Raw genomic sequence first — 16723 nt, forward strand, 5'->3', positions numbered from 1 at the left:
AATCCCTATCTCTCCGCCACATTCAAAAAAACCGCTAAGCAATTAGCGGTTTTTTTATGCCCAAAATCTAGGCCCCTACAACTTAAACTTGCCTGTAATTTCAGATAGGCTTTCTACGACACTCGATAATTGCTTTGTTGAGTGCTCTGTACTTTCCGCATTCTCGTTGGTTGCTATAGCAAGGCCATTTACTTCGATAACCGATTGATTGATCTCTTGAGCTACAGCATTCTGCTCTTCTGCAGCTGTTGCTATCTGAGTATTCATATCTTGTATCTGTCCAACTGAGGTCAAAATAGCATTCAATGACTCTCTGGCTTTTGTTGCCATTGAAATAGCCTCTTTCCTATTGCTCTGGCTGTGTTCCATTGAGTCTACAGCTGATGTTGCAACCTTTTGTAGCTTATCAATCGTTAGATTGATTTCTTCGATACTATCTTGTGTACGGCTCGCCAGTGAACGAACTTCATCGGCTACAACGGCAAAACCCCGGCCTTGCTCTCCAGCACGAGCGGCTTCTATTGCGGCATTCAGTGCAAGCAGGTTGGTTTGGTCGGCAATACCTCTAATGACTCCCAGTACATCTCCCACATTCTCTGTTTCCACCCTTAGTTCATCAATTGTTTGAGATACAGAGCTAATATCTTGGCCCAATGAATCTATAACTTGAGATGTTTTCTTCGTGATATTGGCACCACTTCTCGCTTGCTCAAATGCGTCGGTTGCAGAGCTTGAAGCCTGTTGCGCATTTCTTGAGATTTCTTCTACTGTAGAAACCATCTCGTTCATCGCCGTTGCGGTCATCTCCATCTGGGAGATTTGTTGATCTGAGCTTTGCCTTGTTTCTTCCGCCAACGACGTCAATTCACCCGAAGTATGCTCAACCTGAGTTGATTGGTTGCTGATACTACCAACTACCATCTTGAGCTTTTCGACCATGGTAACTGTCGCTGCATAAACCCCTGTGTCATTTCCTCTGGATACAGCATTAACGGTTAGGTCGCCTTCTGCAACTCGTTCGATAATGGCTTGTATTTCTTTAGGTTCACCACCAATAGGGACGTAAATCAACTTAACAATAATCGTGTATATGGCCACTAGAGTGATGGCTATAAACACGGCTGCAGACAGTAATGATACGCTCAACATATCTTCACTAGGCGCTAAGATCACATCTAATTTCTCGAAGGTGTAAACGTTCAATCCGTAGTTCGTTGGACCGTTTTTAGTCGCTACGAACTCTTTTCCATCATCTGTTTGGTATTGCAAATGGGAATCAGGAAAGTTGCGATACATTGGTCGAAATTCAAAAAAGTCTTTTCCAAGGAGTTCGGGGTAAGGTGCGTACAAGACTTTGTTTTCGGTATCGGTAAGAAATATTTGCCCATCAGTTACATTTTTTGAGACGAGCTTTTTCCATACATCGGATGATATATCAACGCCAACAACACCGATAAATAGTCCCTCTTGAGTCAGAGGCACTACAAGTGAAGATAGAAGCTTTCCTGTTACCTGATCAATCGATGGCTCGGTAAGAACGAATGGCAATCCAGATTTTGGTCCGGTATACCAATGCTTATTAAGTTGTATATCTGTGTATTGTTCTCCAGAATGCTCTAGAGATGTACCATCCTCAAAAACAATATAAGTTGCAGTACCGTTTGCAGAATTGTTTAGTTTGGCTAACAAGTTCACCACCGCAACTTTGTTAGTAACTACCCCTTCTTTATATTGGATCGCTTCACTGATCATGCCTAGCTGCTGTTCAACACCAGAAATGTATTGATCGACTTGAATGGTGACCGATAAACCTTGTTGCTTTCTAAAGTGGAGTGCTTCTTGATAGTTAAAGTCCTGGAAGGTTGTAAAACTGATTAATGATAAACTCAGAACTATAACAGAAAGCATGGTTCCGATGATTGATGTAAGCAACTGCTTTAAACTTAGTTTTCTAAACGCCATTTATTCATACCAAATTTTATTATTATTAGTAACAAATAGAAAATAAGCTACCAAACGTAGCTTATTAAGGCTACTCAGGGCCCCTTATTTTCATAAGGTCGATATGGTTCAACGACCTCTTATATTGTTTAGCTGAATGCCTGTATTAGAGTGAGTTACTGCTAGCTAATAAATAACCTTCAGTATATTGCTGTCGTTATACTGCTTAGGGGTTTCATTCTGAATCGACTCTTTGACAAATTTTGGGGATGTAGATTTGAAGATAAGATTCGGTAAGACGTACCGCTTCTTGAGCTAACTCTGGTGTGATATAACCAAATTTCCGGTAGGAAAGAGAATAGATTTTATCGGCAACTTGTAGTGATATGGCAAAAATATTAATAGGTTGCGACAGTTGAGGGATATCGAAAAAACGTCTATAAATCATTTCAACCTGATGACCTAATTCAAGATCATGTTCGGTATCGGCATGGCCTAATTCAGAGAATGTATGGCGACCTAATATTAGCTTCTTCGCAATAGGATTATTATTGTAATAGTCCACATAGGCAGTTTCTATCATCTTGTTAATATCAGTCCAATGCGAGACTTTTTCTTCATCTATACATCGTTCCAATAATAGGTCGAACTCGTCAAAAACATCCTTTAATAATGTATGAAACAAGTCTTCTATGTTGGGGTAGTGATGGTACAACGTTGATGTCGCCATGCCACATTCTTTAGCGACATCATACATAGAGATATCCGTTGCTTCACGCCTATCCATCAACTGGACAACAGCTTCGTGAATTCTCCGTAATTTTTCTTCTGTCTTAACTTTTCGCATATGCTTGCCATACATTAAGTCTAATACTAATTAGAAAGATAAAGGAGCGCTTGCCAAAGATCCATTGAGAGAATGAAAAGTTTAGCCAGCTCTCCTTTAAACTGCTTATCAAACAGTAATGGTTTTATCGACGGATATGAGTACCGGATTTTCCTTCAATGATCTCTAACGCGCAAGTCAGGTCACCGATATGTCCTTTTTGACCTGTTTTTTTGACAAACTGACAGCATGCATCCACTTTAGGCCCCATGGAACCTGCTGGGAAGTTGTACTGTTTCATTTGCTCAACGGAGACATTTTCCAGTTTCTCTTCGTCTGGTGTTCCCCAGTTCAAACACACATGCGTGCCGTCTGTCAGAATAAGCAGGTGTTCGGCACCAATTTGCTGAGCAATCAATGCGGCAGTCATGTCTTTATCGATCACGGCTTCAAAGCCCACATAGGCGCCGTCTTTTTCGACCACGGGTGCACCACCACCGCCACCACAGATGATGAGATGCTCCTTCTCTAATAGGTCCTGAATAGCTTTGATCTCTAATACTTCCTGTGGCATCGGAGACGGCACAACACGACGCCAATGCGCCCCATCTGGTTTTACTATCCAGCTATTTTGCTCGGCAAGCTGCTTGGCTTGTTCTTCGGTATACACAGGTCCAATAAACTTAGAAGGATCTGCCACCGCTGGGTCATTTTCGTCGACGACAATACGCGTCAGAATGGTGGTGGTATAACGGTCTTCAATGGCAGCATTGAGCCCTTGTTGAATAAGGTAGCCAATCATTCCTTGCGTTTCAGCACCCAGGACATCAAATGGGTAGGGTGGACAATCTTTGTAAGCATCATTTTGCAACGAAAGTAAGCCCACTTGAGGGCCATTGCCATGAACAATAACCAAACGATAATCTTTGCTGAGCTCTGCTAATGAGCTTGCTGTCTGCGCGATGCTTTTCTGTTGATTTTCACAACTCATGATTTCACCGCGTTGTAGCAAAGCATTTCCGCCTACAGCGACAACAATAATAGGCTTAGACATATCGAGTTCTCCAAATAAGTGAAGTCAAAAAGACTTATCACACTGTATTGAAATAAATCCTTGTGATTGTGGATAAAAATCACAAATCGACTCTTGTCCAAAAGCTGGATTATTAAACCTTACCTAAATCACAAAAATATCATTAATCCACTTTCCAAGTTGGATATGTGATCTCGTAGACATTTTAATTATCCAGCCTTTTATCGATATCCGAAAAGGCAAATATTGATAAAAATCAATTGTCCGGTCTATTGGGTATATTTTCTCTATTTATGTTGAAGCCATTTTATTTTTAATCCTAATTAATTTGACCAAAACCGATATTCAGTTTTCATCAAAGTTCTTTTCGTAATTTTCTCCTTTAATAACTAGCGAGTTGGAATTAAGGAGAGAAGAGCGATGAGTAACGAAACTCAAGGTAAAATGGGAGTCACGGCTATTGCACTATTTACTTTATGTGCAGTGTTGGTAGTCGACACATTAACCGCCTCTGCCAGTATCGGTGTTAGTGCCATCGGCTGGTGGGTGTTGATGTTAATCTTTTTTGTCATCCCTTATGGGTTGATCACATCCGAATTAAGCACAACCTACCCAGGCGACGGGGGGATATACGATTGGGTAAAACAAGCGTTTAATTTCAAATGGGCAGTCCGTACCACGTGGTTCTATTGGATCAATGTTGGTTTATGGATGCCAGCGGTTTACATCATGTTTGCCGGAATGTTTGCCGAGCTATTTATGCCGGATCTCTCCCTATGGGGACAGATCGCCATCTGTATCTTACTAACCTGGTTAACCGTTTGGATTTGTAATGTGTCTGCTGATATCGGCGTCTGGGTAACAAACGTCGGTGCGGTGTTGAAAATCATCGTGATTAGCACACTTGGAGTGGGCGGCTTTGTCTATGCGATGAACAATGGTGTCGCTAACGAATTTAGCTTCTCAGCCATGATTCCAAATATGGATTCAGCCGTTTCCTTCTTACCTGCGATTGTCTTTAACCTAATGGGCTTCGAACTGGTTGCGACCATGACCAAAGAGATGAAAGATGTTCGCGACATGCCTAAAGCGGTCTTCCTTTCTATTGGCATCACGGCCTTCCTCTACATCTTCGGCACCGTTGGTATTTTGATGGCTCTGCCTGTTGAAAGCATTGGCCTTGTCGCCGGCCTTATCGATACCTTCAAAACCTTATTTGGTGACGGCGTATTGGGTACTGCCATGGTGTACCTTTTCGGCACACTCGCCCTGCTAACTCTTATCGGCAACATGGTGAGCTGGACAATGGGTGCAAGCCGAGCTGCTGCAGAAGCGGCACAAGAAGGCGAGTTGCCAGCCCCAGTGGCAAAAGTGTCAGAAAAAGGCTCACCAGTCGGTGCAAACAACATTACTGGTATCGTTTCTACCGTGGTGATTTTGTCTTACGCATTGTTTGCACAGGGCAATGATGACTTATTCTGGTCAATCTTTGCTTTCTCTAGCTGTATTTTCCTACTGCCTTACCTGTTCATGTTCCCGGCTTACCTAAAGCTGCGCCTCGTTGATGGCGAGCGTGAGCGTCCATTTCAAGTGCCAGGTGGCATGGCTGCCCAATGGGTAATGTCCATTGTGTGCTTCTTTGTCATCTTCCAGGCAGTCGTACTGTTTATCTTCCCGGAAGCACTTGACCTTACGGTCGCAGATTGGAGCTATACCGGCCCCGTATTGGTAGGTGTTATCGCCACAATCTTGATTGGTGAGTGGATTCTGCTAGGTGCACTAAAACGCAAAAAAGAACAAGTAGAACAGCAAGAAGCGAAGGCTTAGTTCAGGAGAAAAATCATGAAAAAAGTGTTTACAACGACTCCAAAACAAGATGGTTTCAGAATGCCCGGTGAGCATGAGCCTCATAGTGAAATTTGGATGGCATGGCCAGAGCGTACAGACAACTGGCGCAATGGCGCCAAGCCAGCACAAAGAGTGTTTACCGATGTCGCTAAGCAAATTAGCAAAACTACCCCAGTGACGATGCTGGTGAGTTCAGAGCAATACGATAACGCGGTGTCTCGCTTGCCAGACGATATTCGGGTACTTGAGATTTCTACGGATGACTCATGGATGCGTGATATTGGCGCGACATACGTCACCAACGACAAAGGTGAACGCCGTGGTGTCGACTGGGAGTTCAATGCGTGGGGTGGGTTTGTTGATGGCCTCTATTCACCATGGAATCGTGATGATCAGGTAGCACAAAAAATGTGTGAAGCCATCAGAGATTCACGTTACAGAGCGCCTATCGTTTTGGAAGGCGGTTCAATCCACGTTGATGGTGAAGGCACGCTCTATACCACTGAGGAGTGCCTCCTTCATGAAAGCCGCAACCCAGACTTAAGCAAGGAGGAGCTTACCGCCGTTCTGTGTGAACACCTTAATGTTGACAAGGTGATTTGGCTGCCACGAGGGCTGTACAACGATGAAACTAACGGCCATGTCGACAACATTCTTCACGTTGTGAAGCCAGGGGAAGTCGTACTGACCTGGTGTGAGGATGAAAATGATCCTCAGTATGAAATTAGCCATGAAGCTTACGATTACCTGTCCAGCCAAACCGATGCCAAAGGACGAAACATCAAAGTGCACAAATTGCCGATGCCTGGCCCACTGTTTATGTCTGCTGAAGAAGCGGCAGGTATTGATATCGCAGAGGGAATGGAGCGAGAGGCAGGCGAACGTTTGGCGGCTTCTTATGCCAACTACCTTATTACCAATAAGCAGATAGTCCTGCCTCTGCTTGATGAGCGATACGACAACGACGTCAAAGCGATATTAGAGGATATCTATCCTGGCTACGAGGTTAATGGTGTACCTGCCCGTGAAATCTTGCTTGGCGGCGGGAACATCCACTGTATTACCCAACAAGTACCAAAAATTTAATTTAAATCTACTCCAACAACTTTCAATGAAACAAAAGGGGATGTTCGACAAGAAGATCCCCCGGATAAAACAAGGAACATTATCATGAAACTACCTTCTTCAAGCGCGACTGAACTAAACAAAGCAAACATGGAACACATGGTGTCAATGAAAGACTTCTCTGTTGAAGAGATGGACAACATGATGGAGCTGATGACATACCTCAAACAAGCGCGCAGAGATAACGCCATCCCTCAGCTTTTCAAGGGTAAATCAGTAGGGATGATTTTTGAGGCGGGCTCTACGCGTACTCGTGTTTCTTTTGAAGTGGCAGCGACGTTACTTGGCGGACACGCACTGTTCCTGTCTCCTAAAGACATCCACCTGGGCGGTAAGGAGTCTATTGATGATACTTCACGTGTATTATCACGCATGTGTGACATCATCATGGCGCGTACGAACAGTCCTGAAACACTAGATGGCCTGTTAGAGATGTCAACCGTGCCGGTAATCAACGGCCTGGATACTCGCTTCCACCCGACTCAAATGCTTGCAGACCTTTATACCATCAGAGAGCACATTACAGATGGCCGCAGACTGTCAGACCTGACTCTTGCCTTTATGGGCGATGCGACAGACGTATGTCGCTCACTGATGCTGACATGTGCAAAATACGGTATGGGCTTTAAGCAAATCGGTCCTAAGAAATACCATATGGAGCCAGAGTGGGTAGAACTTGCAGAGTCTTTCTGTAAAGAGTCTGGTGGTCATATCGAGATCACTGATGATGTAGATCAGATCAGTGAGTGTGATGTGGTTTACGGCGACAGCTTCTACTGGGTAACACAAATGGATGAAAAAGAAGAGCGTCTTGCTGCCTTCATGCCAGATTATGTGATTACCGAAGAACTGATGGTGAAAGCTCGTCCAGGCGCAATGTTGTTGCACTGTCTACCAGCTAACGACAAAGAAGAGGTGACCCGTGGTGCGCTAGAAAGTGAGTACTCTGTCGCGTTCGATGAAGCTGAAAACCGCTTAACGGCTCAAATGGCCATCTTGGTATACTTCACGCACAAGCATGCGGTCATTCCAACAGAAGAGACCATTAAGCATCACGAAGAGAAGATCAACGGCTTCTTAAAAACACTATAATGCATAGCGATTAACCAATATTAAATAATAAAGGCCTCTATTTATTAGAGGTCTTTTTATATTTATGGCAACTACAGAAAGAAGATAAGAAACAGCTTTAGCAAAATATCAGTCGCCTCTCTAGTGATAAAAACGCACTATCGGTTTTTCTATGTTATTTCTTTAATATATTTAAATTAAGCTAACACTTTTTACTCGGAATCAGTGTTTAATCCGGAATGTTGACTCTAATCAAATTAAATTGTACGTCACTTTATCTATTATAAAGTTATTAACCATTCGCAATTTTAGCTATCCGAAATTACTTTTCATTTAAATAATACAAGAGCAAATAAAGAATTAACCCAAGCCAATACGAAGAAAATATTCACTTACTCTACAACAGGATAAACGCCGACATGACCAGCAAGATCATAAAACTTTCAAGAAATACTGAGAACGCACCTAAAGACTTGGCCTCCACACAGACCGTTGCATTTTCTCACTATAATAATATTTCAGCTCAATTACCGATAGACCCTACCACAGGCCTTATTGTAACCGGTGGCATCAAAGAGCAAACCAAACAGTGTTTAGACAATATTAAAGCCATTGTTGAAAGCATCGGCCACATTATGGACGATGTGGTTAAACTCAATGTATTTGTTAAAAACATTGCTGATGTTGACGCTGTAAATGATGTCTACTCAAGCTTTTTCAACAGTTACCTTCCGACTCGAACAACTGTTGCGGTGGCTGCGCTGCCAATAAATGATGCGTTGGTTCAAATCGATGCCGTTATTTCTAATGGTGAAGGTACCCCATCACAAGAGCCGTGTGACCTCATCAAACTGGTAAGAAATACAGACAATGCGCCACAAAGTGCTGTGTCTACACAAACGGTGGCGTTTTCTCACTATAATAATGTGTCTGCTCAATTACCGATTGATCCGGCAACAGATCAGATTGTCTCTGGCGGAATCAAAGAGCAAACAGGGCAGTGCCTACAGAATATCAAAGCGATTTTAGAGAGCATTGATGTTCCATTTGATGATATCGTCAAAGTAAACATCTTCCTAAAAGATCTTAACGATATTGAAGCCGTTAACGAGATCTATAGTACCTACTTCCCGGATTCCGCAATTGCGAGAGCTGTTGCCTATGTGCCTGCTCGCTCAGTGGTGGTAGCTTCGGCATTACCAATGGATGCGTTGGTACAGATAGACGCAGTGGTATCACACGGTGACGGTACTCCACCGCAAGAAGTAGAAGATCGTCATGGCATCGTTATCAAAGCCAACAATACAGAGAACGCGCCAACAAGCCCGTACTACACTCAAACGGTCGCGTTTTCTCATTACAACCATATCGCAGCACAGCTGCCCTTAAATCCTAAAACAGGCGAAGTTGTCGCTGGTGATGTAAAAGCTCAGGCCAAACAATGCCTGGACAACATTAAGGCGATCGTAGAAAGCATTGATCATGTCATGGACGATGTTGTGAAAGTGAACGTTCAACTGACAGATGTTGCTGATATTGATGCCGTTAATGATGTTTTTGTCACCTACTTCCAAGATGAACTACCAGCAAGAACAACGATTGGCGTTGCGTCTATTCCTATGTCGGCATCAGTTCAAATTGATGCCGTTGTTTCTAACGGTGAAGGGACACCACCTAAACTATAAAAAGCAGCAACTAGTATAGTACTACGATAGAACACCCATTAATCTGAGGGCTGCTTGGTTTAATGGGTGTTCAGGTTTTGAAGCCAGTCCTGTGTCGTTTCAGACATTCTAAACCCAGACTAATAGCGGGGGTATTCGACTGGATTTAGCCTGCTTTCATATACACTCGCCCCCAAATGTATCCCCATGCTAGTACAGGCATCACAAAATGGCCTTGTAGCGTAATTTTGGTTTATAAAGTTTGAGTTCTTTACGTTATTATCCACCGCATGATTCGACCATGATGACAAATTGCACTGGAAAGATAAGCTCATTAAGAGCTTCATGTTGCTCCGAGTGTGGTTAACCCGCATAACATTAGAAGAGATTAGGTTTTGCTAGAGCTAGTTACAGAAGTATTAGGTTGGACGTCAGTTGCGTTCTATATTTCCATCACTGTGTTTAACAGTATGAAGTTCACCCGCTTTGCTGCATTTGGCTCTGCTGCGAACGACATTATCTGGTCAATTCTGATGGGCTGGTGGCCAAAACTGATCCTCAACCTGTCTGTAGCGGCCATTAACACTTACCGTTACGTCAATGATTTTACCAAGGCTGCAAAAGTGGTGGTTAACTTACTGGCCGCGGTGATGGCAGCAGCAATCATGTACATCGTGTATGTTGCTGTTACGGCGTTTATTGCCGAGCCGACACTGCCTGTTGCCTTGCAATTTATGGACTTGGGACTGATTGTTGCAGCCCTTTATATGACAACGCTACGTAAGTACCGGGCACTGATGCTGGTGTCAGGTTTCATCGGAATGGCAGCCTACTACGGCAACCCGCAAATGATGGTTATCAAAGCCATGGTCATCGGCATTATGTCTTACAAGCTGATTGCGCCAAGCCAACAGGAGAAAGGTGAGCTTGTTGCCCAAAATTAATCATTGCTGAAATGATGTAGGCTAACGCCGATCAGTCAACACCAAACAGTTAGGTTCATGATCCGCTGAATAAATCCTGAGCTTGGTAAAACACCCTCAAGCATTTTGCTTGAGGGTGTTTTTTATGTTGGCTCTAAGCGGCCTGGCTAAGGAATAGCTTAGCCAGTTCGGCGTCTGCCAGGACGCCTTTCAGGCTGGTATTGCTTGAGTTCATCAAATCCTGCATTAAGCCCAGGCGTAAATCGTTCGGTAATACATCCATTTTGAGAAAAGCCTGGATATTGCCCATTTGGGTCTTGTTGACCTTTAGCCTGGACACCTCAAGGTAGTGGTGCAGTCTGGTGCAGAGTGTTGCCAGGATATCAATACGCGGGTTGCTGCTGCCGACAGTTTTGACGATCCGCGGACCAATTTCTTTGTCGAACTTTTTATTGTCTACAATGGCCTGTGGTGATACTAGTTTGCTGAGGTTTTGCTCAACGAATGCGATAAATGCCGCGCAGGTCGTTTCGTCGAGGCACGATTGTGCCAGCATGTTTACCAGCGGTAGCTGCTCTTTCAGATCGTCGATTGGTGCAATGCTCTGGAAAAACTGTACCAGCGAGCGGGGAGTGGTTCTCTCGCCATCGACCAGTTCCGGGTAGGTCAGTACAAAGTCGATACCGCGTGGATCTACGCCGCTCTTTTCTGCCCACATTGCCCATGCCTTGGCATTAAACTCCATGGTCACATGCATCATACGGGTTAGCATCGCATCATCCATTGGTGTGACTGAATAGTCACCGCCATCCGGGTTGGCAGTCAGTACTATCTGCCAGCCTTCTGGCAGCGTCCAGCTGATCAGTTCATGGTTTTGCAGTAGCTGCATGATGCCCCGCAGGATTCGCTCATCGGCTCGGTTAACGTCATCGATGAGCAGAATGCCAGGCCCCGGATCGGTCGGTACCCAATGAGGAGCGGCAAAGCGGGTGACCGTTTCACCGCTTTCCAATGTTTCGGTAATTGGCATTCCCAGCAAGTCTCCCATCTCTTCAAACTGAGCCGGCGCAATCGCGCGCCATTGCATCCCTTGTTCTTTGGCGATCTGTTCAACGAGTTGGGTTTTACCGATCCCATGGCGACCCCAGATACACACAGGAACGCTGCGTTTGCCATCGACAGGCAGAAGGTGTTCGACAAACTGGCGGACTTCCGGTGCCTGACAGCTCAGGCCGTAATAAGTGTAATTGTGTTTGTGGCTCATAAGAACTCGCTTAAGGGTCAAATTCAGGATGCAGACATCGGGATCACGCGGCCGCTGCGGCGTAAATCGTTAGACGTATGTCCAGGTTCAGGGCTGTGCAGCAGCCATAACAGCGGCATTCGTGGGGCGATCTCTGGTGCCGGAGCGCCTCCGTCAGTGAAGTAAATAAGGGCGTCGAATTTGTGCTGATTGGCGTAGGCGATAGGGGCGTTAAAATCAGTCCCTCCTCGGCCACAAACGTTATCCGGGGCAATGCCCTTATACGGGTATGTCTGTTTTATTTCGGTATCGCACTCTTGTACGGTGATCTCGGCACCTGCCCGCCAGATGTGGCCAATTTCTTCAAAGAAGGCACTAAGTTGTTTGTTATCGACACTGGCAGACGTGTCCACGGCAACTAACAGGCGCTGATGCGGCTGGATCTTTGTGCCCGGGGTGGTTCCGTATCGCTTGGACGGACGGCGCAGGGTATTTTTGACTGAAGTACGACGGCTGCTGTTGGCAAATAGGCGTAACAACCGGCGCCAGTTCACCGTGGCCTGGCGTTTTTCCAGAAGCTGGGTCAATACATGCAGGACCGCGGCAGGCAGGTTACCTCGTGATTTCGCATCCAGCTCTATTCGCTGTGCTGCCTGGCTGAGTTTATTCTCAAGCTGTTGCTCCAACAGGGATCGTTCTGATTTAGCCGCATTGGTGAAGACTTGCCAACCATCGTGGCCCAGATTGAAGGTTTGCGATGTCTTGTCGTTATTGTCATTGCCACGATCATTACTGCGTTCACTATTGCTAATGGCAGATCGCCATTGCGGTGGAAGTTCTTCTGCTGGTTGCGCTATTGCCTGATAGTAATAGGCGAGCTCGCGGTTAGGTTCTAGCGGAGGGAGTTTGAGCTCTCGACGCCAGTTATTGAGGTCTGAGAGCGTTATCGCCGTGTCGACCAGTTGTCTGGCCTCAAGGTATTGATTGACGACGAGATCGGCGGCCAGGTCAAAACGGGCTTTATCAGCGTAGCGGCCACGCGCAAAGAGATGCCCAAACACCAAGTGCAGAGCTTCATGCTTGAGTGCCCCCAACCGTTGATCTTCGTCCAGTTTTTGCCAGGTTTCACTTAGGCAAACCAGTTGAAGGTCGCTTTTTCCCTGTGGCTTTAGCTGAAGTGGCGGAGCATGTTCAGCACAGCTGTCCACTGTCGATTTATGAAAGCCTCCCAGGTAGTGACCATAGAAGGGCTCACGCAACATAAGTTTTACCAGTATGCGTGACAATGTGTGAGAACTAATGTGGTTACACCGTTTAACTGTATGATTTTAAGGTGATTATCCATATAATGCGTGGATGGTCAATCGGTACAGAATAATGATTAATAAGGAATAATTCGTGACGAATGCTTGTCTGGATGATTACGACGTTGAAGAAGTGTTGGCTAAGGTGCACTCCGATGTCACCCACCTGAAATATGAATGCAGGAAAGAAAAGCCGGAATGGAGCGATGTTGCGAAGGCATTTCCCAGTCTGAGTTCGATTGAGCTTAACTGCTACAGTTATAGGGCAGACCAGAGCCGGTTAATCGATGCTGTTTTTTTTGCTCACTTCCCTGCACTGAAGCAACTGCTCGCAAGAGGTTGCCTTGTGCAACTGGAAGGCGTTGATCCTGCCAATCTGTCTCAGTTGGAAACAGTGACTATCTCTTCAGTGCTGGATGCGGAATATCTCAGTGTGTTTGGCAATCTTCCTAAGCTGAGCCACTTAGAAGTGTCCGTACAAGGTACGTCTCTGGTGTTTGATGCGACATCGGCATCGGCGCTTGAATTCGTGAGCCTTGTTCTGCCATCGGTTGAATTGCTGGATATCGATCTTAGGGCTGTACGATCCCTGCGCCAGTTAGATCTCAATGATGAAAGCTACCATTACGACAAAGATACCCAGCTGACAGTGAAGCGGCTAAGTTTGCCCGACAGTCTGGATGAGCTGCGACTGTCATTGCCTTGCGTGGATGGCTTGCCCGAAAACGTGCTGGGTGATACTCCACATATGAGCAAGCTTGAGATGAACATTACGACAGCGGCATTGCCGGAAAAGATGTTCGGGAATCTGCTTTCTGCCGATGAGCTAACAATCATGCTCAAAAAGCCGACGGCATCCTTACCGGACGGTTTGTTTTCTCAACTGAAGCGCGTTGATCGTTTATCTCTTCGCATGAATAACAGTCCATGTAACATCGGCTGCCTGTTACATGACGAGCTAACGGTTAAAGAGTTGGCATTAAGTAATGCCAAAGGGGTAATGAGCGGCTTTGCACAGGTAAAGCAGCCAGCCCTTGAACAGATTGATTTATTCGGTGCTTCCATTGATGATTTGGGCTTTCTCAACCTTTGCTCCGATCTCCAACACTTGTCATTGGGTTCTATTCAAGGTTTGATGGATACCGCAGTATTTCCACAACTGCCGAACCTTAAAGCGTTGGCTTTATATCATTGCGACGGCACTGAACTGCATCCTGCAATCCGGACATTGGCTCAGATAGAGCAGCTCACTATTCAGACGTGTCGATTGCAGGCGCTTGGTGATCTCTCTGCAATGAGCTCGCTTGAGAAGGTCGTCATTGACGATGTTTCAATGAATCTAAATCCGGCAAACTCGCCGGAGCTGAGCGGGTTGCTTACTTTGCCTGCGTTCAAGTCTTTGGAGTTGGCGATTAACCCTGATGAGGAAGAAGGTTATAACCTTGAAGCTTTGGCAGCTCTTCCACCAGGGAGCAGTGTTGAGATTAGCCTGTATGACAACGGGCGTCGCAGTGAGATGCTACAAAAACAGCTGGCGGTATTAATTAATGCGGAGCTGACGGTAGATCAAAAACGTAATTATTGGCAACAGTTGCTCCCGCTGAAATTCCCCCGAGAACTGCCGATAATGGACGGGCGTTTCTACCTGACCTTCATGGAAGCGCGCTATACACCGTATAAAAAACAGGCGCTGGCATGGTTGCGACAGGTCGCCGAGTCAACGGTGGCCAAACGGCCGTTGGACAGAAATAGCTGTATATTCATTTGCGGCCGCAGTGGTTTTAAGTCTGCGGAAATCAAAGCTAAATCGGCTGAGCTGGGCTTTAGCATCAGTAAAAAATTGGATGATAAGGTTACTCATATCCTGGTGGGTAATAATCCGAAAGGTACAGCGGCTATTGATCCTGAACAGCACTTACTGGTTGACGATACCGCCTTGCAACAGTTTTTCCAGCAAGAAGCGCCACAGTTTCTGCAACAGGAGAGTGCTGTGGATAGCGGCATGATTGACAGCGTGCTGGAAATGCTGAATTCACCGGATGAGGCTTCTCACCGGGTTGCGATTGAGATGCTGGCTCAGGGCGGTGTTACCAGCGCTATGCTGATGCCGCTGTTTTTGATCCTCAAGATGACTTCAGATAACGGCCTTCGTGCTCAGATAAAGGCGCTGCTTGCGGGTCATGGCAGCGAATTGTTCCAACTGGCAGTCAATGATCGCATTTTGTTTAACGCGGTGCGTGGTGATAACGGTGAAGGCTGGGATATGGGCGAAGGGCCGATGTTCAAAAAGCTTAAAGGGCAGCTTAAAAAGTGGGGACCAGAGCTTTGCTTTGATTTTGCCAAGCACTACTTCGATCGCTATGGTGAAGGCCTGCTATTGGTGCTGACCCAGAAAGAAGACTCACCTCAACGTCTTGCTATCATTAGCGAATTGATCGAAGGGGAGTGCCTGAACTGGAATAAAGGTTGTGGATTCAATGGTCAGCTAGAAGGTGCCAGCGAAAAACGGATGACTGATAGCCATCGTTATCCGGATATTTATATGCAGCACCAGAATATGTTGGGAGAGCCTAAAACCCGCCTGCCGAAGACTTTGCCGGCTTCGTCTAAAATTACCGAGCTAAATTTGAGTAACTGTTACCTTGGTGCTTTGCCATTCGGTTTTGAGCTGTATACCGATGTGACAAAACTGAGTCTTAGGTTTAACCACCTTGAGGGGCTGCCAGCTAAGCTTGCCAAGTTAACCGAGCTTGAAGAGCTGGATTTATCTTATAACCACTTCGATGAGTTCCCTAAGGTACTGTTCAAGCTCAAGAAGCTGAAACTATTAGATTTCCGCCGTCCGAGCCAGCCAGACTACCGTACCGGTTATGGCAGTGGTTATGAGTCGGTCGCTGTACCACAGGTGTTCCGTGATGCCTTCCCGGATTGTGAAATCCTAGAAGATTAACGTTAAAACCGAGAGGGCTTAATCGCCCTCTTTCCAAATCGCTGAGTAGCCTGCACGGCTCGGTCAGAAGCCAAGTAATTCTCGCTGAAACGAGCAGCTTGAGCTAGCTTAGGTATAAGTATGTCAGCTTATTATCAAATATAATGGGAGCTTTATTTCAGTATCGTTCTTAATCGCTCTATATCAATAATCCATTGCTTGCCTTGAAAGTTCTCAAAGCCCATGTTTTTTGCAAAATTGGCTAAACTGTCATTGGCACCTTCGATGCCGATATTATTGGTTTGATATTTATTTGATACTTTAACGATGAACTTGAGTAGATCGGTACCATGCCCAACACGGGTATGCTTAAACCCTATTTTTGCAATGACGATAGTATTGGATTTCCACATATCTGTAGTCGGCTTGAATCTTAAATAGAGATCAAAGTGTTTCCTGCTGGCATCAATAGTGAACATATTAGATGTGGCTGGGCCGGTTTTGTAATTGAACCTTTCCATGAGATACATATTTAAGTCTTGGCAAAAAAGCTGGATTTCCTTATTTGACATCATAGGTTCCTTTTTCTTACCCCCATCTTACATGATTTTCATTTGGCCGAAGTATCGAACAGTTCATTATGTTTCATCGAGATGAACAAAAGATGCATTTAACTTACATATAATCACCCGGGATGTCAATGAGAGTTATTCTCATCTTTGAACTGTGGCACTTGATGTCTATGTGCGATCACTTCTGCCGACTTGAGCGGTCATTGTGTACTTTGGAAGAGAATTGGGTGCTGAGTGCGTTGCC

At 45.4% G+C, this 16723-nt stretch carries 12 protein-coding genes; 6 read left to right on the plus strand and 6 right to left on the minus strand.

From position 1 onward, the window contains the following. Positions 1 to 75: 75 nt before the first annotated feature. From L4D19_RS05175 to arcC, 3 genes are all read right to left on the minus strand, one after another. Complete coding sequence (locus L4D19_RS05175; protein ID WP_428451529.1) at positions 76 to 1962, minus strand: methyl-accepting chemotaxis protein; 1887 nt, start codon at positions 1960 to 1962, stop codon at positions 76 to 78. Positions 1963 to 2176: 214 nt separating this feature from the next. Then, entirely contained in the window at positions 2177 to 2788 is a 612-nt protein-coding gene (locus L4D19_RS05180; RefSeq protein WP_428451530.1) for a TetR/AcrR family transcriptional regulator, read from the minus strand. A 124-nt stretch (positions 2789 to 2912) separates the two neighbouring features. Further along, the gene (arcC, locus tag L4D19_RS05185; RefSeq protein WP_428451531.1) at positions 2913 to 3821 is read right to left on the minus strand and encodes a carbamate kinase; all 909 of its coding nucleotides are present in this window, start codon (positions 3819 to 3821) and stop codon (positions 2913 to 2915) included. Between the two features lie 399 nt (positions 3822 to 4220). On the opposite strand from arcC, the gene L4D19_RS05190 reads away from it, so the two are divergent. The 5 genes from L4D19_RS05190 (at position 4221) to L4D19_RS05210 (ending at position 10452) form a co-directional block, all read left to right on the plus strand. After that, entirely contained in the window at positions 4221 to 5627 is a 1407-nt protein-coding gene (locus tag L4D19_RS05190) for an APC family permease (protein ID WP_428451532.1), read from the plus strand. A 15-nt stretch (positions 5628 to 5642) separates the two neighbouring features. Continuing rightward, positions 5643 to 6734: an agmatine deiminase gene (gene aguA, locus L4D19_RS05195; RefSeq protein WP_428451533.1), complete on the plus strand. Its 1092-nt coding sequence runs from the start codon at positions 5643 to 5645 to the stop codon at positions 6732 to 6734. A gap of 84 nt (positions 6735 to 6818) precedes the next feature. Next, positions 6819 to 7865, plus strand: coding sequence for an ornithine carbamoyltransferase (gene argF / locus L4D19_RS05200; RefSeq protein WP_428451534.1), 1047 nt, complete (start codon positions 6819 to 6821; stop codon positions 7863 to 7865). 398 nt (positions 7866 to 8263) lie between these two features. Next, positions 8264 to 9529 (plus strand): RidA family protein, encoded by a 1266-nt coding sequence (locus L4D19_RS05205; RefSeq protein WP_428451535.1) that lies wholly within the window; start codon positions 8264 to 8266, stop codon positions 9527 to 9529. A gap of 374 nt (positions 9530 to 9903) precedes the next feature. Next, positions 9904 to 10452 (plus strand): hypothetical protein, encoded by a 549-nt coding sequence (locus L4D19_RS05210; protein ID WP_239413636.1) that lies wholly within the window; start codon positions 9904 to 9906, stop codon positions 10450 to 10452. A gap of 133 nt (positions 10453 to 10585) precedes the next feature. On the opposite strand, the gene L4D19_RS05215 is transcribed toward L4D19_RS05210, so the two are convergent. Further along, positions 10586 to 11695, minus strand: a complete 1110-nt coding sequence (locus L4D19_RS05215; RefSeq protein WP_428451536.1) for an AAA family ATPase — start codon at positions 11693 to 11695, stop codon at positions 10586 to 10588. Between the two features lie 23 nt (positions 11696 to 11718). After that, complete coding sequence (locus L4D19_RS05220) at positions 11719 to 12936, minus strand: vWA domain-containing protein (RefSeq protein WP_428451537.1); 1218 nt, start codon at positions 12934 to 12936, stop codon at positions 11719 to 11721. 136 nt (positions 12937 to 13072) lie between these two features. Between L4D19_RS05220 and L4D19_RS05225 the strand changes: the two genes are divergently transcribed. Next, a complete protein-coding gene (locus L4D19_RS05225; RefSeq protein ID WP_428451538.1) occupies positions 13073 to 15928 on the plus strand; it encodes a BRCT domain-containing protein in 2856 nt (951 codons plus the stop codon). A 152-nt stretch (positions 15929 to 16080) separates the two neighbouring features. On the opposite strand, the gene L4D19_RS05230 is transcribed toward L4D19_RS05225, so the two are convergent. Then, the gene (locus L4D19_RS05230) at positions 16081 to 16479 is read right to left on the minus strand and encodes a hypothetical protein (protein WP_428451539.1); all 399 of its coding nucleotides are present in this window, start codon (positions 16477 to 16479) and stop codon (positions 16081 to 16083) included. Between the last annotated feature and the right edge of the window lie 244 nt (positions 16480 to 16723).

Origin of the sequence: Photobacterium kasasachensis (assembly GCF_050336885.1) — a bacterium.
GTDB lineage: Bacteria > Pseudomonadota > Gammaproteobacteria > Enterobacterales > Vibrionaceae > Photobacterium > Photobacterium kasasachensis.